21 protein-coding genes are annotated in these 24,943 nt (G+C 71.5%); 11 read left to right on the top strand and 10 right to left on the bottom strand.

Annotated elements, in window-relative coordinates; translation table 11 throughout:
* Positions 1-9: 9 nt before the first annotated feature.
* From JOD46_RS01690 to JOD46_RS01670, 5 genes are all read right to left on the bottom strand, one after another.
* Positions 10-1,329 (bottom strand): aminotransferase-like domain-containing protein, encoded by a 1,320-nt coding sequence (locus tag JOD46_RS01690; RefSeq protein ID WP_204391173.1) that lies wholly within the window; start codon positions 1,327-1,329, stop codon positions 10-12.
* Between the two features lie 259 nt (positions 1,330-1,588).
* Positions 1,589-1,912: a thioredoxin gene (gene trxA, locus JOD46_RS01685; RefSeq protein ID WP_204391171.1), complete on the bottom strand. Its 324-nt coding sequence runs from the start codon at positions 1,910-1,912 to the stop codon at positions 1,589-1,591.
* 77 nt (positions 1,913-1,989) lie between these two features.
* On the bottom strand, positions 1,990-2,997 hold the full coding sequence (gene trxB / locus JOD46_RS01680) for a thioredoxin-disulfide reductase (RefSeq protein WP_204391169.1): 1,008 nt from the start codon (positions 2,995-2,997) through the stop codon (positions 1,990-1,992).
* A 171-nt stretch (positions 2,998-3,168) separates the two neighbouring features.
* On the bottom strand, positions 3,169-4,791 hold the full coding sequence (murJ, locus tag JOD46_RS01675) for a murein biosynthesis integral membrane protein MurJ (protein WP_204391168.1): 1,623 nt from the start codon (positions 4,789-4,791) through the stop codon (positions 3,169-3,171).
* Positions 4,788-7,079: a DUF6049 family protein gene (locus JOD46_RS01670; protein ID WP_204391167.1), complete on the bottom strand. Its 2,292-nt coding sequence runs from the start codon at positions 7,077-7,079 to the stop codon at positions 4,788-4,790. Before JOD46_RS01670 ends, murJ begins: the two co-directional genes overlap by 4 nt.
* 104 nt (positions 7,080-7,183) lie before the next feature.
* Between JOD46_RS01670 and JOD46_RS01665 the strand changes: the two genes are divergently transcribed.
* From JOD46_RS01665 to JOD46_RS01630, 8 genes are all read left to right on the top strand, one after another.
* Positions 7,184-8,620 (top strand): CCA tRNA nucleotidyltransferase, encoded by a 1,437-nt coding sequence (locus JOD46_RS01665; RefSeq protein ID WP_204391166.1) that lies wholly within the window; start codon positions 7,184-7,186, stop codon positions 8,618-8,620.
* 262 nt (positions 8,621-8,882) lie between these two features.
* Complete coding sequence (locus JOD46_RS01660) at positions 8,883-9,869, top strand: hypothetical protein (protein WP_204391165.1); 987 nt, start codon at positions 8,883-8,885, stop codon at positions 9,867-9,869.
* A gap of 288 nt (positions 9,870-10,157) precedes the next feature.
* On the top strand, positions 10,158-10,547 hold the full coding sequence (gene rpsF / locus JOD46_RS01655; protein ID WP_204391164.1) for a 30S ribosomal protein S6: 390 nt from the start codon (positions 10,158-10,160) through the stop codon (positions 10,545-10,547).
* 5 nt (positions 10,548-10,552) lie between these two features.
* Positions 10,553-11,065, top strand: a complete 513-nt coding sequence (locus tag JOD46_RS01650) for a single-stranded DNA-binding protein (RefSeq protein WP_204391162.1) — start codon at positions 10,553-10,555, stop codon at positions 11,063-11,065.
* A gap of 66 nt (positions 11,066-11,131) precedes the next feature.
* Positions 11,132-11,389, top strand: a complete 258-nt coding sequence (gene rpsR, locus JOD46_RS01645) for a 30S ribosomal protein S18 (RefSeq protein WP_092673953.1) — start codon at positions 11,132-11,134, stop codon at positions 11,387-11,389.
* Between the two features lie 11 nt (positions 11,390-11,400).
* Positions 11,401-11,853, top strand: a complete 453-nt coding sequence (gene rplI, locus JOD46_RS01640) for a 50S ribosomal protein L9 (RefSeq protein ID WP_204391160.1) — start codon at positions 11,401-11,403, stop codon at positions 11,851-11,853.
* A gap of 508 nt (positions 11,854-12,361) precedes the next feature.
* Positions 12,362-13,735 carry a replicative DNA helicase gene (gene dnaB / locus JOD46_RS01635; RefSeq protein WP_204391158.1) on the top strand — a complete coding sequence of 458 codons (1,374 nt, stop codon included), beginning with the start codon at positions 12,362-12,364 and terminating at the stop codon, positions 13,733-13,735.
* A gap of 29 nt (positions 13,736-13,764) precedes the next feature.
* Positions 13,765-14,571: a CPBP family intramembrane glutamic endopeptidase gene (locus JOD46_RS01630; RefSeq protein WP_204391156.1), complete on the top strand. Its 807-nt coding sequence runs from the start codon at positions 13,765-13,767 to the stop codon at positions 14,569-14,571.
* On the opposite strand, the gene JOD46_RS01625 is transcribed toward JOD46_RS01630, so the two are convergent.
* The 3 genes from JOD46_RS01625 to JOD46_RS18750 are packed head-to-tail and all read right to left on the bottom strand — an operon-like array spanning position 14,553 to position 17,605.
* The gene (locus JOD46_RS01625; protein WP_204391155.1) at positions 14,553-15,677 is read right to left on the bottom strand and encodes a hypothetical protein; all 1,125 of its coding nucleotides are present in this window, start codon (positions 15,675-15,677) and stop codon (positions 14,553-14,555) included. The genes JOD46_RS01630 and JOD46_RS01625 overlap by 19 nt on opposite strands.
* A 57-nt stretch (positions 15,678-15,734) precedes the next feature.
* Positions 15,735-16,409 carry a response regulator gene (locus JOD46_RS01620; protein WP_204391154.1) on the bottom strand — a complete coding sequence of 225 codons (675 nt, stop codon included), beginning with the start codon at positions 16,407-16,409 and terminating at the stop codon, positions 15,735-15,737.
* The gene (locus JOD46_RS18750) at positions 16,406-17,605 is read right to left on the bottom strand and encodes a sensor histidine kinase (RefSeq protein WP_204391153.1); all 1,200 of its coding nucleotides are present in this window, start codon (positions 17,603-17,605) and stop codon (positions 16,406-16,408) included. Before JOD46_RS18750 ends, JOD46_RS01620 begins: the two co-directional genes overlap by 4 nt.
* A 234-nt stretch (positions 17,606-17,839) precedes the next feature.
* Between JOD46_RS18750 and JOD46_RS01610 the strand changes: the two genes are divergently transcribed.
* Positions 17,840-19,732 (top strand): FAD-dependent monooxygenase, encoded by a 1,893-nt coding sequence (locus JOD46_RS01610; protein ID WP_204391152.1) that lies wholly within the window; start codon positions 17,840-17,842, stop codon positions 19,730-19,732.
* A 28-nt stretch (positions 19,733-19,760) separates the two neighbouring features.
* Here JOD46_RS01610 and JOD46_RS01605 read toward each other — a convergent pair whose 3' ends face one another.
* Positions 19,761-20,468, bottom strand: a complete 708-nt coding sequence (locus JOD46_RS01605; protein WP_204391151.1) for an IclR family transcriptional regulator — start codon at positions 20,466-20,468, stop codon at positions 19,761-19,763.
* 327 nt (positions 20,469-20,795) lie between these two features.
* Here JOD46_RS01605 and JOD46_RS01600 point away from each other — a divergent pair, with 327 nt between their 5' ends.
* Both JOD46_RS01600 and pntB read left to right on the top strand, forming a co-directional pair.
* The gene (locus tag JOD46_RS01600) at positions 20,796-22,355 is read left to right on the top strand and encodes a Re/Si-specific NAD(P)(+) transhydrogenase subunit alpha (RefSeq protein ID WP_204391149.1); all 1,560 of its coding nucleotides are present in this window, start codon (positions 20,796-20,798) and stop codon (positions 22,353-22,355) included.
* A 43-nt stretch (positions 22,356-22,398) separates the two neighbouring features.
* Positions 22,399-23,814: a Re/Si-specific NAD(P)(+) transhydrogenase subunit beta gene (pntB, locus tag JOD46_RS01595; RefSeq protein WP_372431871.1), complete on the top strand. Its 1,416-nt coding sequence runs from the start codon at positions 22,399-22,401 to the stop codon at positions 23,812-23,814.
* 71 nt (positions 23,815-23,885) lie between these two features.
* On the opposite strand, the gene JOD46_RS01590 is transcribed toward pntB, so the two are convergent.
* The gene (locus tag JOD46_RS01590; protein WP_204391147.1) at positions 23,886-24,935 is read right to left on the bottom strand and encodes a CPBP family intramembrane glutamic endopeptidase; all 1,050 of its coding nucleotides are present in this window, start codon (positions 24,933-24,935) and stop codon (positions 23,886-23,888) included.
* Positions 24,936-24,943 lie beyond the last annotated feature (8 nt).

The following is a 24,943-nucleotide window of genomic DNA, read 5'->3' as shown; positions in this document are numbered from 1 at the left end:
TCTCCATGACTACTTGAGATCGGTGGGGGGTGCCGCTTCGATCCCGGGTCGCTCGGGCGACTGCAGGGATCCCGTTCCGGCGAAGGTGTCGAGCAGGTCGAGCTCGCCATTGACCACGGTGGCGAGCCGGCGGATGCCGAGGCGGATCGCGTCGGGCGTCGGATAGCAGAACGACAGTCGCATGGCGTGTCGACCGCGTCCGTCGGCGAAGAACGCCGTGCCGGGCGTATAGGCGACGAGCTCGCGCACCGCGCGCGGCAGCATCTGCTTGGAGTCCAGCACGTCGGGCAGCGTGACCCACACGTAGAACCCGCCGTTCGGGTTGGTCCACGACAGCTGCGGCAGGTACTCCCCCAGCGCTTCGATCATCGCGTCCTTGCGTTCGCGGTAGACCCCGCGGAACGCGTCGATCTGCCCCCGCCAGTCGGCCTGCGAGAGGTACTCGGAGACCACGAGCTGGCTGAAGGAGGACGGCGAGAGGATCGCGGACTCCGCGGCGAGGATGAGCTTCTCGCGGATGGCATGGGGCGCGAGCGCCCAGCCCACTCGGAACCCGGGAGCGAGCGTCTTCGAGAACGACCCCAGGTAGATCACGCCCTCGGGGTCCATCGAACGCAGCGCGTCGGGCGCAGGCTCGTCGAAGTGCAGCAGGCCGTAGGGGTTGTCCTCGAGCACCAGGATCTCGTTCGACCGGCAGATCTCGAGGATCTCGGGCCGCCGGGACGCGGAGAGCGTCACACCGGCCGGATTGTGGAAGTTCGGGATGGTGTAGAGGAACTTGATGCGCCGGCCCTGCCCGCGGAGGTGCGCGATGGTCTGGCGGAGCGCCTCGGGGATCAGCCCGTCGTCGTCCATCGCGACGTGCACGACCGACGCCTGGTACGAGCGGAACACGCCCATGGCGCCCACGTACGACGGCGCCTCGGCGAGCACGACGTCGCCCGGGTCGAGGAAGAGCTTCGCGACGAAGTCGAGCGCCTGCTGCGAGCCGGTCGAGGTCACGACGTTGTCGACGGACGCGCGGATGCCCTCGAGCGACATGACGTCGAGGATGTGCTCGCGCAGCGACGGGATGCCCTGGCCGGAGCCGTACTGGAGGGCCACCGGGCCCTGTTCGCGCATGACCCGCTCGAACGCCGAGGTGATGAGCTCCTGCGGCAGCGCCGACACGAAGGGCATGCCGCCCGCGAGCGAGACGACCTCGGGCCGCGACGCGACGGCGAACAGGGCTCGGACCTCGGATGCGGCGAAGCCGGCGGCTCGCTCGGCGTAGTTCGCGTACCAGGGGTCGAGGTTGTTGCCGGTGCGCTGGGGCACGTCAGAGGTCACTGCTGCGGTCCGTTCTGCTCAGGGTTCTCATGGTAGTCATCGTGCGAGAGCGGATGACGCGGGGTGCCCGACGCCGAGTGCGTGTACATCCGCCGAGCGCGAGCGCGGATCTGCTCGCACCGGTCGGATCTGCACGCGCTCGCGAATCGCATCGGGGAAGCGGCGGCGCGGGGCCCGCGATCCCACTCCGCGGCCCGGATATGCGAGAGACCCGCCCGGCTTCTGCCGGGCGGGTCTCGATGCGTTGCGAGGCGGCCGACTACGCGATGTAGGCGGCGAGGTCGGCCTCGAGGGCGGGCTTCGGCTTGGCGCCGATGACCGTCTTCACGACCTCGCCCTTCTCGAACACCTTGAACGCGGGGATGGCGGTGATCTGGTACTTCATCGCCAGGCCGGGGTTCTCGTCGACGTTGAGCTTGACGATGTCGAGCTTGTCGGAGTGCTCGGTCGCGATCTGGTCGAGGATCGGGCTCACCGCGCGACACGGGCCGCACCACTCGGCCCAGAAGTCGACCAGCACGGCCTTCTCGTTGTTCAGGACCTCCTGCTCCCAGGTGGCCTCGGTCACTGCGCGTGCAGTCATGGGTTTCTCCTATCGGTGAAGTTCATCGGGCTCGACCCGGCTCACGGATGCCGCGCGGCGGGCCGAACGGCGTCGGGTCAGTTGACCTCGGCCAGCCGGTCGACCGCGACGGCCTCGTCGAGGGCCTCGGCCTCTGATTCGGCCTCCTCGGGCGAGGACGTGTCGTCGAGGGCGGCGAGGTAGTGCTCGGCGTCGAGCGCGGCGACCGTGCCCGAGCCGGCCGCGGTCACGGCCTGGCGGTACGTCGGGTCGATCACGTCGCCCGCGGCGAACACGCCCACCACCGAGGTCCGCGACGAGCGGCCCTGCACCGCGATGGTGCCCTCGGGGGTGAGGTCGAGCTTGCCGTGCACGAGGTGCGTGCGAGGGTCGTTGCCGATCGCGACGAACAGGCCGTCGAGGTCGAGGCCGCGCACGTCACCCGTCACGGTATCGCGGAGCGTGACACCGGTCACGGCGGTGTCGCCGTGGATCGCCTCGACCGCGGAGTTCCAGACGAACTCGATCTTCGGGTTGTCGAACGCGCGCTGCTGCATGATCTTCGACGCCTTGAGCGAGTCGCGGCGGTGGATCACGTAGACCTTGTCGGCGAAGCGAGTGAGGAAGGTCGCCTCCTCCATCGCGGAGTCGCCGCCGCCGACGACGGCGATGGTCTTCTCCCGGAAGAAGAAGCCGTCGCACGTCGCGCACCACGACAGGCCGTGCCCCGAGAGGCGCTCCTCCTCGGGCAGCCCGAGCTTGCGGTAGGCGGAGCCCGTCGCGAAGATCAGCGCCTTCGCCTCGTGCAGGTCGCCGTTGCCGAGCTTCACGCGCTTGACCGGTCCCTCGAGGTCGAGCTCGACGACGTCGTCGTAGACGACCTCGGTGCCGAACCGCTCGGCCTGGGCCTGCATCTTGCCCATCAGGTCGGGGCCCATGATGCCCTCGGGGAAGCCGGGGAAGTTCTCGACCTCGGTCGTGTTCATCAGCTCGCCGCCGATCTCGACGGAGCTCGCGATGAGCATCGGCTTCAGCTCGGCGCGGGCCGCGTAGATGGCGGCGGTGAAGCCCGCCGGCCCCGATCCGATGATGATGATGTCGCGCAAAGCCGCTCCTGTCGTTCCTGCGATGCCCGCGGCATCCCGACTACCGGATGCCACGCCATGGTGAACACAGTCTAGGCGGCGGCTATTCCGGGCGGCCGGGGCGTGCAGGCGGGTCACAGGATGCCGGGTCGGCGATGAGCGGATGGCGCTGCGGCGCGTCATCCGGACGGGTCAGCGGCGGCGCAGGCGCTCCAGCGCCGGGGCGACGAACCCGCGCAGCTCCGGGGAGCGCAGCAGCCAGAGGATGCCCCCGTACAGCAGCGCCATGACCGAGCCGACGATCGCCATGACGACGATCGCGCTCCAGCGGTCGGCGATCGCGAACCCGCCTTCACGGAACCCGCCGAACGCCCAGAGCGTCGCGAAGCCGGCGGCGACGGGCACGATGACGGCGCCGAGGTCGCGCGCGAGGCTCACGACCACGCGACGGCCGTCGAGGGTGCCGAGCTTCGGCCGCAGTAGGGCGACGGCCAGCCCCAGCTGGATGACGACGGCGACGGTCGTCGAGAGCGCCACGCCCACCGCGATCCACTCGCGCGGCAGGAACAGCAGGCACGCGAGCGCGGCGATGGAGAACACGATGACCTGCACGAGCGTGAACAGGAACGGCGTGCGCGTGTCGCCGAGCGCGTAGAACGTGCGCTGCACCACGAAGAGCACGCTGAAGGCGACAAGGCCGAGCGCGAAGGCGGCGATGACGTTGCCGAGCGCCGAGACGCTCGTGAAGTTCCCCGGCTGGAACACCGCCGCGAACGGGTACGCGACCACCACCAGCACGGCGGAGGCGAGCGTGAGGATCAGGCCCACACCGCGGACCGCGCCCGAGAGATCCTGCCGGACGCGGTCGAGCAGGCCGTCGCGCGCGTGCTCGCTCATGCGCGTGAAGTACGCGGTCGCGATCGAGACGGTGATCACCGAGTGCGGCAGCATGAAGATGAGCCACGCGGCATCCGTCGCGGCCACCGAGGCGCCGTAGCCGGACGCCTCGCTCACCACGCGCGTCTGCACGATGCCCGCGAGCGTGGTGAGCAGCAGCATCCCGAACGTCCAGCCGGCCATGCGCCCTGCCGAGCGGAGCCCGACCCCCCGCCAGCGGAAGTCGGGGCGGTAACGCAGGCCGATGCGGCCCCAGAACCAGAACAGCACCACGGCCTGGGCCACGATGCCGAGCGTCGCGGAGCCCGCGAGCAGGGCGATCATGCCGGGGGTCCACTCGTCGGCCGTGCGGCTGCCGGTGGGGTCGAAGCCGAACAGCACGCCGAACGCGACGAGGCCGAGGAGCGCGACGACGTTGTTCAGCACGGGCACCCACGTGAACGGGCCGAAGCTGCGGCGCGCATTGAGCACCTCGCCGAGCAGCGTGTAGAGGCCGTAGAAGAAGATCTGCGGCAGGCACCAGAACGCGAACGCCGTCGCGAGGGCGAGCGTGTCGGGCGGGAAGTTGCCGCCGTAGATCCAGGCCAGCAGGGGCGCGAGCGCGGTCGCGACGAGCGTCGCCGCGCCGATCACCACGAGCGCGAGCGTGACGAGCTTGTTGATGTAGGCGGCGCCGCCGTCCTCATGCGTCGCCGCCCGCACGATCTGGGGGACGAGCACGGCGCTGAGCACGCCGCCCGCCACGATCACGTAGACGGTGTTCGGCAGGCCGTTCGCCACGGCGAACGCGTCGGCGCTCGCCGAGCCGACGACGCCGATCGTCGCCGCCAGCACGATCGCCTTCAGGAAACCGAGGATGCGCGAGACGATCGTGCCCGACGCGAGGAACAGGCTCGCGCGGGCGATGCGGTCAGTCATTCGATCGGTCCTCGGGGTTCGGGGGCGGGAACGGCGTCACCGGTGGGCCCGTCGCTCGTCACGACGTCGTCGGGGCTCGTGGCCGCGACCGGGGAGCCCTGTTCGTCGAGGGCGTCGCGCCCGGTCGACTCCGGCTCGGCCGGGCGGGACGTCGCGTCCGGACCGTCCGCCCGGGACGACGTGTCCGCCGCGTCCGTGTCGGTCGTCTCGGCCGTGCGGTCGCGCCGGCGGCGGCGAAAGGCCCGGATCAGGCCGATCGCGAACACCGCGACCGCGATCGCGGCGAGCACGGTCGCGCCGAGGCCCTCCCAGTCGGCCTGCACGTTCGCGGGGATCCGCACGCTCGTGCCGACGGGCGTGCCGTCGGGCGAGGTGAGCGAGACCTCGAGGTTCACCTCGCCGCTGCCGACGCCCGCGGCGACGGGCACCTGCACGGTGCTTCGGCTCTCGGCCTCGACCGTGGCTTCGACGGTCTCCTCGACGATCAGGCGGCCGTTCGACGGGGCCACCTCGACGACGACGTCGACCGGGTACGGCAGGTCGTTCTCGATGGTGATCGGGATGCCCGTCTCGCTCGCCACGACGAGCACGCTGCTGGTCGGCACGATCGAGACCGAATCCGTCACGGCTCGACGGTCCACGAGCCACGTGCCCACCGACGAAGTCCACTCCTCGGGCTGGTCGAACCAGCCGACGTCGAGCAGCGCCAGCAGGTCGCGCCGGGTCGGGAAGGTCAGCGGCGCAGGATCCGCGAGCACGTCGGAGAACTCCTGGACCGAGCGCTCGGCCTGCAGCATCCGGTCGATGTTCTCGATCCGCTGCCGGTCCTCGGGGGTCGACGCGAGCGTCCGCGACGTCGGGGGCGCCCCGACGGCGTCGGCGAGCGTCGCCGGGCGCGCCCACTGCCCCGGCGCGAGCGCCGCGACCGTCTCCTCGACGCGATCGGCCTCCAGGCCCGCCGACCGGGCGAACGTGCCCAGCAGCGTGACCGCGTCGTCGTGGCCGGCGAGCGCGAGCTCGGCCGTCAAGCGGGCCGTCGCGCCGCGCCAGGCGGTGTCGGATGACGCGGCCGCCGCATCCCGCAGGGCGTCGGTGACGCGCGCGTCGGCGACCACGGCGGTGCGGCCCTCGATCCGGGCTCCGGCGTTCGTGTCGTCGCCGCCGCCCTCGACGTTGCCGGGTGAGAGGATCGCGGTGGTCAGGCCGCCCTCCGCGAACCAGTCGAGGTCGCCGGTCGCGACGGTCTCGTCGGCGGGCCACGCGATGTCGGTGCGCGTGTAGTCCCAGTCGAGCACCGCCGCGGTGTCGGGGGTGCCGCCCGGTGCCGGCGTCGCGCCGCCGTCGGTCGCGACCGGCTCCTCGCCCGCGTCGGCCGGGAAGTCGGCGGGGTCGATCACGTCCTCGAAGCCGAGCGGTTCGAGCGGCGCGTCGAGCCCGACCTGGGCCTGCGCGGCGAGATCGGCGTCGGCGTACGCGAGCGGGAAGACCTCGTTCGGCATCGCCGCGAGCCGCGCGAGCCACTCGACGGCGCTCTCGGGCGCGGCGTCGCCGAGCACGCGGATCGACGCGATCACCCGAGGATCGATGCCGACCGCGACGGGGGCACCGGAGACCGCGTCGAGCTGGCGCGTGAGCAGGCCGTTCGGTGCCGTCCACGATTCGAGGCGGTCGGCGGGGATCAGCCCGGTCGCGAGCGGGGGCACCGTCAGCGGAAAGGCGAGCACCAGGCCCGCCGGGGTCTCGACGGGCACGCGCGTGTTCGCGACGATCGTCGTGGCGGTCGAGACCGCGTCGCCGTCGACGTCGAGGCCGGCCGCGAGGCCGACCACCGGGTCCTCGGCGCTCGTCGCCTCGGCGGGGATCGTGAACTCGAGCGTCGTCGCGGCACCGGCCGCGAGCGATGCGGTCGCGCGCTCGGCGACCTCGTCGGTGCCGAGATTCGAGCCACCGTCGGCCGGGGCGAGCCAGGCGTCGACCTCGGCGCGATCGTCGAGCCCGTCGGTCGCGACCGCGAGCGTCAGCGTGCCGGCGCGGATCGCGTCATCCGTGCCGTTGACGATCTCGACCTGGATCCGCACCGGCTGGCCGGCGGCGATCGCCGTGCCGTCGGCGGGGGCGATGGTGAGCCGGACTCCCTCCACCGACTCGGCGGCCGCGGCGGCCAACACGCCAGGCGAGCCCGCGATCGGGGCGATGAACCAGGAGAGGCCGAGTGCGGCGGACGCCGCGCCGGCGGCGAGCCCGAGGAGTCGGCGGACGCGTCGATGGGAGGTCGACTCGTCCGGCATGGAGGCGATTCTACGGTGTGCGATCGGCGAGCCAGCAGGGCGCGCACGTGCCATCCGAGCCTCGGAAACCCGGTCGGCGGCGCGCCCCTGCCTAACATGGAGCAATGCAGAGCGTCGCCGAGGCCCTGGCCCGACTGAAGGAGCTGGCCGACTCGCCGACCGTCGCGACGCTCGCCGCGGCGTTCGATGCCGCCGGGTACGAGATCTCGCTCGTGGGCGGACCGGTCCGCGACGCGTTCCTCGGGCGCGAGACCAACGACCTCGACTTCACGACGGATGCCACGCCCGACGAGATCCTCGCGGTCGTGAAGCCGATCGCGGAGACGCACTGGGACATCGGCCGCGCGTTCGGCACGATCGGCGCGCTCATCCACGGCCACACGGTCGAGATCACGACGTACCGCGCCGACGTGTACGACGGCTCGTCGCGCAAGCCCGAGGTCGCGTTCGGCACCTCGCTCGTCGACGACCTCGAGCGCCGCGACTTCACCGTGAACGCGCTCGCACTGCGGTTGCCGCGCCTCGAGCTCGTCGACCCGTCGGGCGGCGTCGAGGACCTCATCGCGCGGGTCCTGCGCACGCCGTCGAAGCCCGAGGTCTCGTTCGGCGACGACCCCCTGCGGATGATGCGCGCCGCCCGCTTCTCCTCGCAGCTCGGGTTCGAGGTCGAGGCCGCCACCCTCGCGGCGATGTCCGCGCTCGCGCCTGAGATCGACCGCATCTCGGCCGAACGCGTGCGTGACGAGCTCTCGAAGCTGCTCACGACCGCGGCGCCGCGCCACGGCATCCGGCTGCTCGTCGACAGCGGCATCGCCGCGCGCGTGCTGCCCGAGATCCCCGCACTCAAGCTCGAGATCGACGAGCACCACCACCACAAGGACGTCTACGAGCATTCGCTCACGGTCCTCGACCAGGCGATCGACTACGAGGTCTCGCGCGGCAACCTCGAGTCGCCCGACCTCGTGGTGCGGCTCGCGGCGCTGCTGCACGACATCGGCAAGCCCGCGACGCGCCGGCTCGAACCGGGTGGCGCGGTGTCGTTCCACCACCACGACATGGTCGGCGCGAAGCTCGCGAAGAAGCGGCTGCGCGCGCTGCGGTTCGACAACGACACCATCAATGCCGTGTCGCGCCTCATCGAGCTGCACCTGCGGTTCTTCGGGTACACGGATGCCGCGTGGACCGATTCGGCCGTGCGCCGCTACGTGCGCGACGCGGGCGACCAGCTCGAGCGGCTCCACATCCTCACGCGGGCGGATGTCACGACCCGCAACCGCCGCAAGGCCGACCGGCTCGGCTTCGCGTACGACGACCTCGAGGAGCGGATCGCGAAGCTCGCCGAGGAGGAGGAGATCGCGGCGGTGCGCCCCGAGCTCGACGGGCAGCAGATCATGGCCGCGCTCGGCATCCGGCCGGGGCCGGTCGTCGGCGAGGCGTACAAGTTCCTCCTCGACGTGCGCCTCGACGAGGGACTCATCGGCCCGGATGCCGCGCGCGAGCGCCTGCTCGCCTGGTGGGCCGCCCGCGCCCCCGCCTCCTGACCCGCCCCCCGTTCCCCGCCCCGTTCCCCCTCCCCGTTGCCCCTCCCGGCGCGCCGGCCGGCTCGCCGAGCGCGTGTACATCCGACGAGTGCGCGTGCCGATGCAATTGCGCTCGTCGTTTCTGCACTCCCTCGTGGAACAGGGTGAGCGGGCGGGATCCGTCCTCCACACCGCCCGCGCAGAGGCGACGAGCCCCGAAACGATCGGCGTGCGCGCCCGTCGATCGGCCCGGAGCGAACATCGGCGGATGGAGACATCCGGGATGCCACGGCTCATCCTGACTTCGACGGAGCGCCTCTCGCCGTCGGGCGATCGCTGGCTGCAGCGGGCGGTGCAGGCGGGCCGACTGGTGCGGGTGCGGGCCGGCCACCACGTGGATGCCGTGGAGTGGGATGCCGCCAGCCACGACCAGCGCGCGCTCCTCCGTGTCGCGGCCGGCATCCGGACCCGACGCCAGAGCGCCGTGCTCACCCACGAGTCCGCGGCACTGGTGCTGGGGATCCCGATCATCGGCGCTCGTCCTGACGCGGTGCACCTCGTCTCGTCGACGGGGTCGGCGCCACGCAACGAGCGCGGCGTGGTCTGGCATCGCGAGCGCCTTCGCGACGGTGACGTCATCGCGTACGGCGGCTTCTTCGTGACGAGCCCCGAGCGGACCATGTACGACCTCGCACGCACCCGCGGCTTCGCCTCAGCGGTCACCGGGCTGGATGCGGCGCTCGCCGGGCGGTACGAGCCGCTCGCGACTCGGTTCGACGGCGAGGGGTTCGTCCAGTGGACGCCCGAACCGATCGCGGCGCTGGATCGCGAGGCCCTCACCGAGCGCATCGATGCCTCGGGTGGGGCGCGGGGCATCCGTTCGGCGCGGCGCGCCGTCGAGTTCGCGGATCCTCGGTCCGCGTCATCCGGCGAGTCGCTCAGCCGGGCGCAGATCCACCTCCTCGGATTCCCGCAGCCGGAGGTGCAGGTGGCCTTCGCTCGGCTTGACGGCGGAGTGGACGTGGTCGACTTCATCTGGCGCGATCTTCTGATCGCCGGCGAGTTCGACGGGTTCGTGAAGTACCACCGCGAGGACTACCTCGACGGACGGACGCCCGAGGAGGTCGTGTGGCTCGAGAAGCAGCGCGAGCGGCGCCTTCGACGGGACCACGGCCTCGAGGTCAGCCGCTGGTCGTGGGATGCCGCACGCACACCCAGCCTGCTGCGGGCCGAGTTGATCGCGGCGGGGCTCCAGCCCGTGCGGCGTTGACGAGCTGCCGGGCTCGCGAGCCTCCCGCCCGCCCCGAGCGCGTGTATTTCCGGCCAGCGCAATTGCACCCGCGTGCGCGCTCGACGGATGTACACGCGCTCGGCGGAACCGAGCGGGCGGGGCGGGCGGGAGCCGCGCCGGGCGGATGTGCGCGCGGGCGCGCCATCCGTTACGATGTGAAGGTTGCCCGTGCGCCGCATTCGCGGCCTCCTCGGGTCGACGCATGTACACCCTCCTGCCGCCGGGAAATGCCCGGTGGCCGCTGAGTCCGAAGGAGGTGGGTCTGTCATGCACCAGTACGAGCTGATGGTCATCCTCGATCCGTCGATCGACGAGCGCACCGTTGCTCCCAGCCTCGACAAGTTCCTCAACGTCATCCGCAACGATGGCGGCTCGATCGACAACGTCGACATCTGGGGCAAGCGTCGCCTGGCCTACGAGATCAACAAGAAGGCCGAGGGCATCTACGCCGTCGTCAACTTCACCGCCGAGTCGGCCACGACCAACGAGCTCGACCGCCAGCTGAACCTCAGCGAGGCCGTCATGCGCACGAAGGTCCTCCGTTCCGAGGAGGCCGTGGCCCGCGCCGAGAAGATCCAGGCCGCCGACGCCAAGCGCGCCGCCAAGAAGGCGACCGCCGCAGCGAGCAAGGCCGCCGCCGCCAAGAAGGACGCCTAGTCCCCATGGCCGGCGAGACCATCATCACCGTGGTGGGCAACCTCACCGCCGACCCCGAGCTGCGCTACACGCAGAACGGGCTTGCGGTCGCGAACTTCACGATCGCATCGACCCCCCGCACGTTCGACCGACAGGCGAACGAGTGGAAGGACGGCGAGGCCCTGTTCCTGCGCGCGAGCTGCTGGCGCGAGTTCGCCGAGCACGTCGCGGGATCGCTCACCAAGGGAACCCGGGTCATCGCTTCCGGGCGTCTCAAGCAGCGCTCCTACGAGACGAAGGAGGGCGAGAAGCGCACCACCATCGAGCTCGAGGTCGACGAGATCGGCCCGAGCCTGCGCTACGCCACCGCGTCCGTGACGCGCGCCCAGTCCAACCGCGGCGTCGGCGGCGGCTCCTTCGGGGGCGGCGGCGGCCAGTCGGATGACGCGTGGGCGCCCAGCGCTCCCGCCCAGTCCTCCGGCGGCGGCGACGTCTGGAACACTCCGGGCACCTCCTACGGCGACGAGACGCCCTTCTAACACGCATCGGGCCTCGAGACGGCGCGTCGCGCCGCCTCGACCCACACATATCGACAGGAAAGATCCATGGCTGGAAAGAGCAGCGGCGACCGCCGCAAGCCTCGCGGCAAGGGCGCGAAGAACGCCGCCCCCGCGAAGTCCGTCAAGGTCGGCGTCATCGACTACAAGGATGTCGCGACCCTTCGGAAGTTCATCTCGGAGCGCGGCAAGATCCGCGCCCGCCGCATCACCGGTGTCTCCGTGCAGGAGCAGCGCCTCATCGCCCGCGCCGTGAAGAACGCGCGCGAGATGGCGCTCCTGCCCTACTCGGGCTCCGGCCGCTAAGGAGCACGGAAATGGCAAAGGTTATCCTCACGCACGAGGTGTCGGGTCTCGGCACCGCCGGCGACGTGGTCGAGGTCAAGAACGGCTACGCCCGCAACTACCTCGTCCCCCAGGGCTTCGCGACGCCGTGGACCCGTGGCGGCCAGAAGCAGGTCGACCAGATCAAGGCCGCCCGCGCTGCGCGCGAGCTGCACTCGATCGAGGACGCGCAGGCCCTCAAGGCCAAGCTCGAGTCGGCCAAGGTCAAGCTGGCCGTCAAGGCCGGCCTCGGCGGCCGCCTCTTCGGCTCGGTCAAGACGGCGGATGTCGCGGCTGCGGTCGCCGACGCCGGCCTCGGCCAGGTCGACAAGCGCAAGATCGAGATCCCGACCCCGATCAAGTCGGTCGGCGACCACGAGGCGACGGTCAAGCTCCACGAGGACGTGACCGCGACGATCACCCTCCAGGTGGTCGCGGCGAAGTAGTCGCACACGCACTGAACGCGACGCGGCGATGGGCTCCGGCTCGTCGCCGCGTCGCTGCGTGCGGGGCCCGTTGCAGGGGTTGCATTACACCCACGCGACACCACCGCGCAAGTCCACACTTTGGGGCGCTGTCCTCAGTTTTGTGCACAGGTGGACAACGCCCCGGCGCGGAAACGGAAGAATGTTCTCCCCCACAGGTGTGGAATCTACAAAGCCCAGATCAGGGCAGAATTCACGCCCTGTCATTCACAACATTTCCACAGTTCTCCACAGGCCGTGTGCACATGTTGGGCGGCGTTTCGCGCAGACTCTCCACAGAGTTATCCACAGGCTGGCTTGTGCCTCTCGGGACCCCTTGCCTAGGGTGAGTCAGCGTCCCCGAAGCGATGCCGCGAGCGGGTCTCGGAGCACTCGTCTCGAGGGGCATGTCGGGGGGTCCGGGTAGCACTGGATCCAGGGGGATGGGCGGCACGAGCGGCGCCCGCGACAGCAATCGGAGGTCAGCAAGGTGTCGATCGCGCACATCGGGCTCGCGGAACCCCTCGACGACCCCGACGCCCGCCGAGGCGAGCGCACTCCCCCGCACGACCTGCTCGCCGAGCAGAGCGCGCTCGGCGGCATGATGCTCTCGAAGGACGCGGTCGCCGACGTCATCGAGACGTTGCGCGGCATCGACTTCTACGTGCCGAAGCACGAGGTCGTGTTCAACGCCATCCTCTCGCTCTACTCGCACGGCGAGCCGACCGACGTCATCGCCGTCACCGACGAGCTCACCAAGAGCGGCGAGCTCCAGCGCGCGGGCGGCGTCGAGTACCTCCACACGCTCACGAGCCTCGTGCCCACGGCCGCGAACGCCGGCTACTACGCGTCGATCGTCGCCGAGCGCGCGCTGCTCCGCCGGCTCGTCGAGGCCGGCACCCGCATCGTGCAGATGGGCTACGCGGGCGAGGGTGAGGTCGTCGAGCTCGTCAACAACGCGCAGGCCGAGATCTACTCGGTCACGGGCTCGGTCGAGAGCGAGGACTACGTTCCGCTCACCGACGCGATCGGCACCGCGATCGACGAGATCGAGGCGGCCAAGCACACCGACGGCAAGATGACGGGCGTGCCGACCGGGTTCGCCGACCTCGACGACCTGACCAACGGGTTCCACCCCGGGCAGATGATCATCGTCGCCGCGCGCCCCGCCATGGGAAAGTCGACCCTCGCGCTCGACTTCGCCCGGTCCGCGGCGATCACCCACGACCTGCCCACGATCTTCTTCTCCCTCGAGATGGGGCGCAGCGAGATCGCGATGCGCCTGCTCTCGGCCGAGGCATCCGTACCCCTGCAGAACATGCGCAAGGGCACGGTCGACACGCGCGACTGGACCACCATCGCCTCGACCCGCGGCCGCATCAACGACGCGCCCCTCTACATCGACGACTCCCCTAACATGACGCTCGTCGAGATCCGCGCCAAGTGCCGCCGGCTCAAGCAGCGCGTGGGCCTGAAGATGGTCGTCATCGACTACCTGCAGCTCATGACGAGCGGCAAGCGCGTCGAGAGCCGCCAGCAGGAGGTCTCGGAGTTCTCGCGCGCGTTGAAGCTGCTCGCGAAGGAGCTCCAGGTCCCGGTGCTCGCGCTCTCGCAGCTGAACCGAGGCCCCGAGCAGCGCGCCGACAAGATGCCCGCCCTTTCCGACCTGCGCGAATCGGGCTCGATCGAGCAGGATGCCGACATGGTGATCCTGCTGCACCGCGAATCGGCGTACGAGCGCGACAGCCCTCGCGCGGGCGAGGCCGACCTGATCGTCGCCAAGCACCGCAACGGCCCGACCCGCACCGTCACGGTGGCGTTCCACGGCCACTTCTCGCGGTTCGCCGACATGGTGCAGGTCTAGCCGGCGGCGGCGATCGGGGGTGCGGACTGATGCGTGCCGCTGGAGGAGCCCCGCCCCGTCCGTCGGCCGAGTCGTCGGCTGACCGCCGACCGCTCGCCTTCTTCCTCCTCGTCCTGCTGCTGTCGCTGCCGTTCGCGGTGGCTGGATGGCTCACCGGTGCCATGCTGCTTCCCGGACTCCCGGTCGCGGCCATGCAGGCCGTGTGCCCGGCCGTCGCGGCGGTCGTCCTCGTCGCGATCCGGACCGGACGAGCCGGCGTCGCCGCATTTCTCCGCCGCGCGTTCACAGCGTGGCCGCGCGGTGTCCAATGGCCGATCCTGCTCCTCGGTCCGCCGGTGCTCCTCGCCGTGGTCTGGCTGCTCCAGCGCGCGCTCGGCGTGCCGGTTCCGCTGCCGGGCGTGGACGTCGGGAGGATCGCGGTCCTGTTCGCGGTGTTCCTCGTCTCGGCCGTCACCGAGGAACTCGGCTGGTCTAGCTACGCCCTCGAGCCGTTGCGGGATCGATGGGGTCCGCTCGTCGCGGCGGTCGTGATCGGCCTGGCCTGGGCGGCGATGCACGTGCTCGCGCTGGTCCAGGCCGGCCGCGACTGGCGCTGGATCGCCTGGTGGGTGGTGACGACCCTGGCCCTGCGGATGCTCCTGGTGGTGATCTTCGCTCGGACCGGGGGCGGCGTGATGGGCGTCTCGCTCTTCCACGCGAGCTACAACGTGGCGTGGCAGTCGTACCCGGAGTCGGGGTCCTACTGGGACCCGGCCCTCGTCGGGCCTGTGTTCGCGGTCGTGGCCGCAGCGGCGATGGTCGTCGACCGGCGCCGTCGTCAGGGCGCCGTCGCCTGAGCCCGGTGCCGTGCATACCCCAGCGTCGCGAGTGCCAGCAGCGGACCCCAGAGCCAGAACGGCAGGACCAGCACCAGTTCGGGTGAGAGGGACCCGGCCCCCACCAGGATCAGCGACTCGACGCCGCCCGCGGTGAACAGGACGGCGACCACCGAGGCCGGCACGACCGCGAGCGGGGCGGGCAGCGGTGCACCGCCGACCCGCGGCACCCATCGCGGCACGCTCGTGCCCCAGGGCAGCACGAGTCCGAGCGTGAGCACGGCGCCGACGAGCATCGCGGCGCCGAGCATGAGGCCCACGACCCGGATGTCGGGATGCGCCGTGAACAGGTCGGCGCTCCCGCCGAACAGCGGCCACGGTGTGAGCCACGAGGCGCGAGCGAGCACGTACGGAGCGGCGCACGCGGCCGCGGCCACGGTGATGGCGACGCGGTGCCGTTCGGCGAACGCGGCGGCGACGCCCGGCCGGCGCATCAGTCCGAGCGCGGCCCACAGCATCCAGACGCCGACGAAGGCGATGAGCACGACCGACGTGCCGAAGCGCACGGGGTCGCGCGCGATCTCGACCACGAACCTGATCCAGAATCCGGTGATCGGGAAGGCGCCGACCGCTGAGAGCACCACGACGAGGCCGGCCGCGACGCCGAGCACCGCGGCGACGAGGGGGCGCCGGACGGCCATCAGGGCGATGAGCACCAGGATTCCGGTCGGCAGCAGGAACGCGAGCGAGTAGCCCGCGATGACGATGCCCTCGAAACCGACGAGGCCGAGCGCGACCGTGCTCGCGGCGAGCAGTGCGACGACGGCCACGGGCCGGCCGTCCGCCATCCGTCGGGCGAGCACGCCGACGCCGATGGCCGCGGTTGCGGCCGACGCGATGGCCAGCAGTCCCGCGGCCGCGAAGGACGCGGCCGGGCTCGGGCCGCCGAGGATCCGCTCGAGCGGCGAGCGGCCCGCGGCGTACGGTCCGGAATCCGGAGCGACGAGCCAGACCAGCGCGGCGGCGAGCACGGCGATCGCGATGACGGTTCCGGCCAGCGCGAGCCGGCGCGAGGCGGAGGACCCGACCGTGCGCTGCGCGGTGGCATCCGAGGTGGTGTTCTGCATGCCTCCACGCTCGTCGCCGGTGCGACGGACCGCGTCACCCCGGCGGGCGGCCCCGCCTCACCCGGCGGAGTGATCGTCGCCGGGCTGGACGACGCCCTGCTCGTACGCCCAGATGACGACTTGGATGCGATCCGCGAGGCCGAGCTTGGCGAGGATCGCCCTCACGTGGGTCTTGACGGTGTTGCCGGTGAGGAAGAGCGCGCGGCCGATCTCGTCGTTGGAGGCGCCGCGCGCGAGGAGCATCGCGACCTCGCGTTCGCGCGGGCTGAGCGGTGCGAGCGGGTCGCCGGCGGACGGCGCGGCCTGCCGCCGCACGTGGCGGAGCAGCGTCGCGGTGGCGCGCGGCGCGAGGACCGCGTCGCCCGCGGCGACCCGGCGGATCGCGTCGACGAGCTCGGCGGGCCGGGCGTCCTTCGTGAGGAAGCCGCTCGCGCCCTCGCGGATGGCGGCGAACACGTACTCGTCGAGGTCGAACGTCGTGAGCACGAGCACGCGCGTGGCCGGGCGCAGCCGCAGCACCTCCGCGGTGGCCGCGATGCCGTCCATCCCCGGCATCCGCACGTCCATGAGGACCACGTCGACGTGGTGCGCCCGCACGTGGGCGACCGCCTCGGCGCCGTCGGCCGCCGTGCCCGAGAGCTCGATGCGCGGGTCGGCGTCGAGGATGGTCGCGAGCGCGTCGCGCAGGAGCTCCTGGTCGTCGGCGACGAGCACCGTGACCGGTCCGGTCATCGGTCCTCCTCGATCGGCATCGTCACCTGCACGCTCCAGCCGCGTCCGCGCCGCACGTCCAGTGCGCCGCCGGCCTGTCGTACGCGCTCCGCCATCCCGATGAGGCCGGTGCCGGTCGTCACGGTTGCATCGACGAGGCCTCCGCCCCCGTCATCCGTGACGCTCAGCACCACCGCGCCGGGGTTCCACGCGAGTTCAACGTCGATCCGCACCGGCGGGGCCACGTGGCGGACGGCGTTGGTGAGCGCCTCCTGGGCCGCGCGGAAGAGCGCGAGCTCGACGTCCGCACGCAGCGACCGTGGGGTCCCGCGCTCGACGAAGCTCGTCCGGTACTCGGGCGAGCCGGCGCGCTCGACGAGCCGGGCGAGGCCGCGCAGGTCGGGCGCGGGTTCGAGCACGGGGTCGTCGGTGCCGGCGTCGAGCACGCCGAGCATCCGGCGCAGTCCCTGCATCGCCGATCGACCGGTGTCGGCGACGCGTTCGAGCGCCTGGGCCGCCGGCGCGTCCCGTGTGAGCACGCGCGCGGCTTCGGCCTGGGCGATCATGACGGTGAGCGAGTGGGAGACGACGTCGTGCAGGTCGCGGCCGATGCGCGCGCGTTCGGCGGCGACCGCGTCGCGGATGCGGCGGTCGGCGAGCAGCGCCGCCGCGGCACGCCGCTGGCGGGACTGCCGGCCGAGCACCCACCCGGCCGCGACGACAGCGACGAGCGCGACGGCCTCGAACGCGATGAGGAACGGATCGCGTTCGCCATTGGCGAGGGTGTCGACGGTCGTGATGATGCCCGCGCCGGCGATGCCCACGCCGAGCGCCGCCGCCGCGACGGCGCGGGGCTGGGTCGAGCCCATCTGCCATTCCAGGAGGACGTACGTGATCGCGGACGGCAGGAGTGCGGCGCTCGCCGTGCCGGGCATCGTGATGAGTGCCAGCGCGAGCATCGCGGCCGATCCGACGACGAAGGCCGTGCGCGGCAGGTGCTGGCAGGCGAGTCCGGCGAGATGCAGGACGAGCACCAGCGCGAGGATCCCCGCCGTCACGGCGGCGTCCAGGGCGGGCTCGACGACCTGCAGCAGCACGGCGACGGTCATCGGCAGGGTCACGACGCAGATGATGACGGCGGCGACGAGCGGCCCGCGGCCGCCCGCGAGGACCGGCGGCGAGGGCGACGTCGTCGGTCGCTCCGGTGCGTCGTCCACGTCTCCAGTCTGTCCGATGCGCCACGGCGACGGCCTCACCCGCGCGGGCGAGGTGGCCGCATGGGCCCGACCGAGCCCACTTGTCTGGAGAGGCACTCGGGTTTACCATGATTGCGCGATATCAGAATGTCCATTTCTATTATCGAACAAGCATCGCCGTCGCATCCGATGCCCGTCAAGAGCCGGATGTCCCGGAGCAGTGACCCAGCACCCACAGAGCAGTGAGGAGAAGCCGTGCAGTTCCACCACTACGGCTACGTGTCCGGAGACCCGCGGGTCCAGCCCGCCGCAGGGGTCGGCGTCGACCGCCCCTCGGATCTGCCCGACGAGGTCGACGTGCTCGTCGTCGGCTCGGGACCTGCCGGAATGCTCCTCGCGGCGCAGCTCTCGCAGTACCCCGACGTGGTCGCCCGCGTCATCGAGCGTCGGGACGGCCGGCTCGTGCTCGGCCAAGCGGACGGCATCCAGCCGCGCAGCGTCGAGACGTTCCAGGCGTTCGGCTTCGCGGAGCGCATCATCGCCGAGGCGTACAACATCGGCTACATGAACTTCTGGGGCCCCGACCCCGCCGACCCGCGGAAGATCATCCGGACCTCGCGCACCGAGGACTACGGGTTCAAGATCAGCGAGTTCCCGCACCTCATCGTGAACCAGGCGCGCGTCCTCGACTACTTCGCCGAGGCGGCGGCGATCGGGCCGGGTCGCATCACGCCCGACTACGGGATCGAGTTCGTCGGCCTCACCGTGCACGAGACGGGCGAGCACCCCGTCGAGGTGCGCGTGAGGTACGTCGCCGGGGAGCGGGCCGGCGAGGAGCGCACGGTGCATGCCAAGTACGTCGTCGGCAGCGATGGCGCACGCAGCCGGGTCCGCGAGGCGATCGGGCGCAAGCACCTCGGCGGCATCTCGGCGCACGCGTGGGGCGTGATGGACGTCATCGTGAACACGGACTTCCCGGACTGGCGCACGAAGTGCGCGATCAACTCCGAGGCCGGCAACATCCTGCACATCCCCCGCGAAGGCGGGTACCTCAGCCGCATGTACATCGACCTCGGCGAGGTCGCGGAGGACGACAACCACGAGGTGCGCAAGACGCCGATCGAGGCGATCATCGCCAAGGCCAACGAGATCCTGCACCCCTACGTGATCGACGTGCGCCAGGTCGCCTGGTCCAGCGTCTACGAGGTCGGCCACCGGGTGACCGACCACTTCGACGACCGCGCAGAGGGTTCGGATGCCTCGCCGCGGGTGTTCCTGACCGGCGATGCGTGCCACACGCACAGCGCCAAGGCCGGTCAGGGCATGAACGTCTCGATGCAGGACGGGTTCAACCTCGGATGGAAGCTCGGCTCGGTCGTGACCGGTCTCGCACCCGAGTCCCTGCTCGCCACCTACTCGGCTGAACGACAGCCCGTCGCCCAGCAGCTCATCGACTTCGACCGCGAGTGGTCGTCGCTCATGGCCCGCAAGCCGGAGGAGATCTCCGACCCGCAGGAGCTCGCGACGTTCTACCTCGGCACCGCCGAGTTCCCGTCGGGGTTCATGACGCAGTACGAGCCCTCGATGATCACGGGCGATGCCACCTACCAGGAGCTGGCCACGGGCTTCCCGGTCGGGAAGCGCTTCAAGTCGTCCGAGGTGTCGTTGGTGTGCGACGGCAACGTCGCACACCTCGGCCACCTCGCTCGGGCCGACGGACGCTGGCGCATCTACGCGTTCGCCGACGCGCCGGGTGCCGGAGAGGATTCGGCGCTGACGTCGTGGGCCGAGTGGATGTCGTCGTCACCCGAGTCGCCGCTCGCGCGGTTCACGCCCGAGGGCGCCGACGCCGACGCCGTGTTCGACGTGAAGGTGGTCTACCAGCAGCCGCACGACGAGCTCGACGTCACTCGCGCCCCCGAGGTGTTCCGTCCGAAGAACGGACCCTTCGCCGTGATGAACTGGGAGAAGGTCTTCGCCGCCGGGCCGAGCTACTGGTGCCGCACCGACATCTTCGAGGAGCGCGGCATCTCGCGCGAGGGTGCGGTCGTGGTCGTGCGTCCCGACGGGTACGTGGCCCACGTCCTGCCGCTGTCGGCGACCGGTGAGCTCGCCGAGTTCTTCGCGGGGTCGATGCTGGCGCGCTGACGCTGACGCCGGGCCCCGGTGGCGCCGCTCAGGCGCCCGAGGCCCGGCGCAGGTTCGCGACCGCGTCGAGCAGCCGGTCCGCGAGTTCGCGCTCGGGGCGCGGGAACGACACGTGGATCACCGCGATGGCGGCGGGCGGTTGGCCCGGCAGGGTCAACGGCACGGCGACCGAGCGCAGCGAGGGCACGACCTCGTCGTGGCTCACGGTGTATCCGCGCTCACGGCTCTCGGCGATCTCGGACCGCAGTGCCTCGCTCACGTCGGCGGGCCAGCGCGCCTCGGGCAGGCCCATCAGGATGGCCTTGCCCGGCCCGCCCCGAGTGATCGGGTGCCGATGACCCGGCCGGTACGACACGGCGGCCGCACGACGGGGCGACGCGCTCACGAGCGTGACGGCCTCGTCGCCGTCGAGCAGCACGGCGAGCAGGCACGTCATGCCGAGCTCCTCGGCGACCTCCGCGAGCTCGGGCAGCGCCAGCTGCTGGAGGTCGCGCTGGACTCCCGCGGCGAGAGCGGCGAGCCCGGCGCCGAGTGCGATGCGCCCGGCGGGGTCGCGAGTCACCAGGCCGTGATCCTCGAGCGTGCGCAGCAGCCGGTAGGCCACCGATCGGTGCACGCCGAGCGCGCTCGCGATCTCGTCGATCGACAGGTTGCGATCTGCGGCGGCCACGATCTCGAGCACTCGGATGCCGCGACTCAGGGTCTGCGAGCCGGCCTGCGGACGCTCAGCCGGCATGTGCGCCCTCCTCGATGGTGTCGATTAGTGTGTCCCCGTCGCATTCGATTTTAGGACGACGAGTTCGATCAACGGTCGCGCGGGAGTTCCGTCCCGGCGTGGTGCAGCCGCGGGGACCGACCGCCGACAGTTTCGCTGTGGGAAAGAACCGCGGGAGTTTCGCGCTCGAGCGGGCGTAACCATGGAGAATCCCGCGTCCCGGCACGTATCCTCATGCCAGCAGCAGTGCCGCCGCGCCCGGCTTCGTCCGAGCGGCATCCCGCACCGAACCATCGAGGAGATGCCGTCGCATCGACGACCACGGTCGCCGCGACGAGAAGGAGAGCCATGACGCGCATCGGCGTCGTCACCGAGCCCGGCTCGGAGACCAGGGTCGCCGCCACGCCGGCGACCGTGAAGCAGTTGATCGGCCTGGGGTACGAGGTCGCCGTCGAGGCGGGTGCGGGCGCGAAGTCGTCGTTCCCGGATGAGGCGTACGCCGCCGCGGGCGCGAGCGTCGTCGACCGGGGCGAGGCGTACTCGAGCGCCATCGTGCTGAAGGTCAACGCACCGTCGCCGGAGGAGATCGCGCTGCTCCAGCCGGGCACGACGCTGGTGAGCCTTCTCAGCCCGGCGTTGCGGCCCGACCTGCTCGAGGCGCTCGCCGCTCGCGGCGTCACCGCGCTCGCGCTCGACGCGGTGCCGCGCATCTCGCGGGCGCAGTCGATGGACGTGCTGAGCTCGATGGCGAACATCTCGGGCTACCGCGCGGTCGTCGAGGCGGCGCACGAGTTCGGCCGGTTCTTCACCGGCCAGGTCACGGCGGCGGGCAAGGTGCCGCCGGCGAAGGTGCTCGTGGCCGGCGCTGGTGTCGCGGGCCTCGCGGCCATCGGCGCGGCGTCGAGCCTCGGCGCGATCGTGCGGGCGACCGACCCGCGGCCCGAGGTGGCCGACCAGGTCAAGTCGATCGGCGGCGAGTACCTGAAGGTCGAGGTCGAGGTCGAGCAGTCCACCGACGGGTACGCGAAGGCGACGAGCGAGGCGTACGACCGCCGCGCGGCCGAGATCTACTCCGAGCAGGCGGCCGACGTCGACATCATCATCACGACCGCGCTGATCCCCGGCCGTGCGGCGCCGCGCCTGATCACGGCGGCGGATGTCGCGTCGATGAAGCCCGGCAGCGTGATCGTCGACATGGCCGCCGGCCAGGGCGGCAACGTCGAGGGCTCGGTCGCGGGCGAGCGCATCGTGACGCCCAACGGCGTCATCATCCTCGGCTACACCGACCTCGCGTCGCGGTTGCCCGCCCAGGCGTCGCAGCTGTACGGCACGAACCTCGTCAACCTGGTCAAGCTGCTCACGCCCGGCAAGGACGGGCAGCTCGTCATCGACTTCGACGACATCGTGCAGCGCTCGGTCACGGTCGTGCGCGGGGGAGCGGTCACGTGGCCGCCGCCGCCCGTGCAGGTCTCGGCGGCCCCGGTGACGCCGCAGGCGGCGGATGGCGCGGCCGCGGCATCCGCCGTGAAGAAGCCCAGGCGCACCCTCTCCCGGGGCGGCCGCCTCGCGCTCATCGTCGCGGGCATCGCCGCGCTGTTCCTCGTGAACGCGATCGCGCCCGAGCCGCTGCCGCAGCACTTCACGGTGCTCGCGCTGTCGGTCGTGATCGGGTTCTACGTCATCGGCAAGGTCGCGCACGCGCTGCACACGCCGCTCATGAGCGTGACGAACGCGATCTCGGGCATCATCATCGTCGGTGCGATCGTGCAGGTCACGAGCGACGTGCCGGCCGTGCAGGTGCTCTCGGCGATCGCCATCCTGCTGGCCAGCATCAACATCTTCGGCGGGTTCGCGGTCACCCGGCGCATGCTCGGCATGTTCGCCAAGGGCGACCGGACGACGAGCTGACCCCGACACGACGTTCGTTCGTTCCCACCAAGGAGCCCCCAGAGTGCCTGAATCCCTGCTGACCCCCGAATCCATCGCGGGCGCCGCCTACCTCGTCGCGGCCCTGCTGTTCATCCTGAGCCTGGCCGGCCTGTCCAAGCACGAGACCGCCCGGTCCGGTGTCGGCTACGGCATCGCCGGCATGGCGATCGCGCTGGTCGCCACAGTCTGGCTGACCTTCACCGAGTCGTGGGGCGAGCCGTCCGCGACGGTCGGCCTGATCGTGCTGGTCGTGACCGTGCTCATCGGCGGCGCCATCGGCCTGTGGCGGGCCCGGATCGTGCAGATGACCGGAATGCCCGAGCTCATCGCGCTGCTGCACAGCTTCGTCGGCCTCGCGGCCGTGCTCGTCGGATGGAACGGCGCGCTCGCCGAGCCCGACCTCGAGGGTGCGCTGGCCGACATCCACCACGCCGAGGTGTTCATCGGCGTGTTCATCGGTGCCGTCACCTTCACCGGCTCGATCGTCGCGTTCCTCAAGCTCTCGGCGCGCATGAAGTCGGCCCCGCTCGTGCTGCCCGGCAAGAACGCGCTCAACCTCGGCGCGCTCGTCGTGTTCGTCGCGCTCACCGTCTGGTACGTCATCACGCCCGAACTCTGGCTGCTCGTGGTCGTGACCGCGCTCGCGCTCGCGCTCGGCTGGCACCTGGTCGCCTCCATCGGCGGCGGGGACATGCCCGTGGTCGTCTCGATGCTGAACAGCTATTCCGGATGGGCCGCCGCGGCCGCCGGCTTCCTGCTGAACAACGACCTGCTCATCGTCACCGGCGCGCTCGTGGGCTCCTCGGGTGCGTACCTGTCGTACATCATGTGCAAGGCCATGAACCGGTCCTTCATCTCGGTCATCGCCGGCGGGTTCGGTATCGAGGCGCCCAAGAAGGGCGACGAGGACCTCGGCGAGCACCGCGAGATCCAGGCCGAGGACGCCGCCGACCTGCTGAGGAACGCCTCGAGCGTGGTCATCACCCCGGGCTACGGCATGGCCGTCGCGCAGGCGCAGTACCCCGTCGCCGACCTCACCCAGAAGTTGCGCGAACGCGGGATCGACGTGCGCTTCGGCATCCACCCGGTCGCGGGCCGCCTACCCGGGCACATGAACGTGCTGCTCGCCGAGGCCAAGGTGCCGTACGACATCGTCGAGGAGATGGACGAGATCAACGACGACCTCGCCGGCACCTCGGTCGTGCTCGTCATCGGCGCCAACGACACCGTGAACCCCGCCGCGGCCGAGGACCCGGGCAGCCCCATCGCGGGCATGCCGGTGCTGCGCGTCTGGGAGGCGGAGAACGTCATCGTGTTCAAGCGCTCGATGGCCTCGGGCTACGCCGGCGTGCCGAACCCGCTGTTCTACCGCGACAACGCGCAGATGCTCTTCGGCGACGCCAAGGAACGCGTCGAGGACATCCTCAAGGCGCTATGACCCCATGAGACGGTGACGGATGCCGCGGCTCGCGCCGCGGCATCCGTCGCCGCTCTCCGGTACGGCTCCGGTCAGGCGACGTCGGCCGCGGCCTCGGCGCCCCGGCGGCGCTTCGACGCCCGACGCGGCCGCTCGGGCGACGCCGACGTGCCGAACCGGCCGGCGAGCACCGCGGCGCGCTCGGCCCGCGGCCCTCGCCAGAGCGGGATCGTGACGAGCACGGCCAGCACGGCGCCGGCCGCGGTGAACACGCCGCCCTCGCCGATGAACCACTCGCTCGCGGCGGTGGGCACGGTGACGAACTCGGCCACGAAGTAGATGGCCGCGTTGAGGGTCGCGTGCAGCACCAGCACCGGCCAGATGCTGCGAGTGCGCAGCCGCAGCCACACCATGGGGAACGCGAACGCCAGCGTCTGGATGGCGAACATCGAGACCGCCCAGGCCATCGGCACGCCGTCGGCGACGGCGCCGGGCACGAACAGCATCATGGGCACGTGACACGCGGCCCAGCCGAGGCCTACGACGAGCGCCGTGACATCCGGCCCCCGCAGCGCCGCGAGGCGGACGGTGAGGAACGAGCTCCACCCCAGCTGCTCGCCGATCGCGAGCAGCACGAACGGGAGGACGCCCGGGAGCAGGCCGACGGCCAGGGCGACGAGCGGCGGCATGCCGGTGCCCGCCTCGAGCCGGGCGGGGTCGAAGCCGGCGACCCCGGTGAGCCAGCCCGCGGCGTATGAACTGAACACCGCGACCACCGAGAACAGCCACGCGATGCCGACGGAGCGCCACGGGGTGCGGCGGAAGCCCCAGTCGGGGCCGCGCTGGCCGACCGCCCAGGCGACCAGCATGGCGACGGTGGGGGCGAAGGCGGCGCCGAAGAGGGCCAGCTGGCCGAGCGGCGAGGCGGTCTCGAGCGTGCGGAGGTCGACGCCCTCGGCGACGGCGATCGCGGCGCCGCCCGGGAGGAGGGCGGCCAGGGTCAGGCCGTACGCCGTGAACTGGCGGCGCGTGGTGCGGTCGGCGCGGAGCGGGTGCCGCGAGAGCGGCAGCAGGTGCTCGTCCGGCTGCGGGGCGGTGGGGTGAATGGATGCCGTGGCGGCATCCGTGCGGTGATCGGTCATGTCGCCAA

The organism is Agromyces aurantiacus (assembly GCF_016907355.1).
Lineage (GTDB): Bacteria > Actinomycetota > Actinomycetes > Actinomycetales > Microbacteriaceae > Agromyces > Agromyces aurantiacus.
The sequence above is the reverse complement of the archived record's forward strand: the minus strand, read 5'-3'. Positions and strand labels throughout refer to the sequence as shown.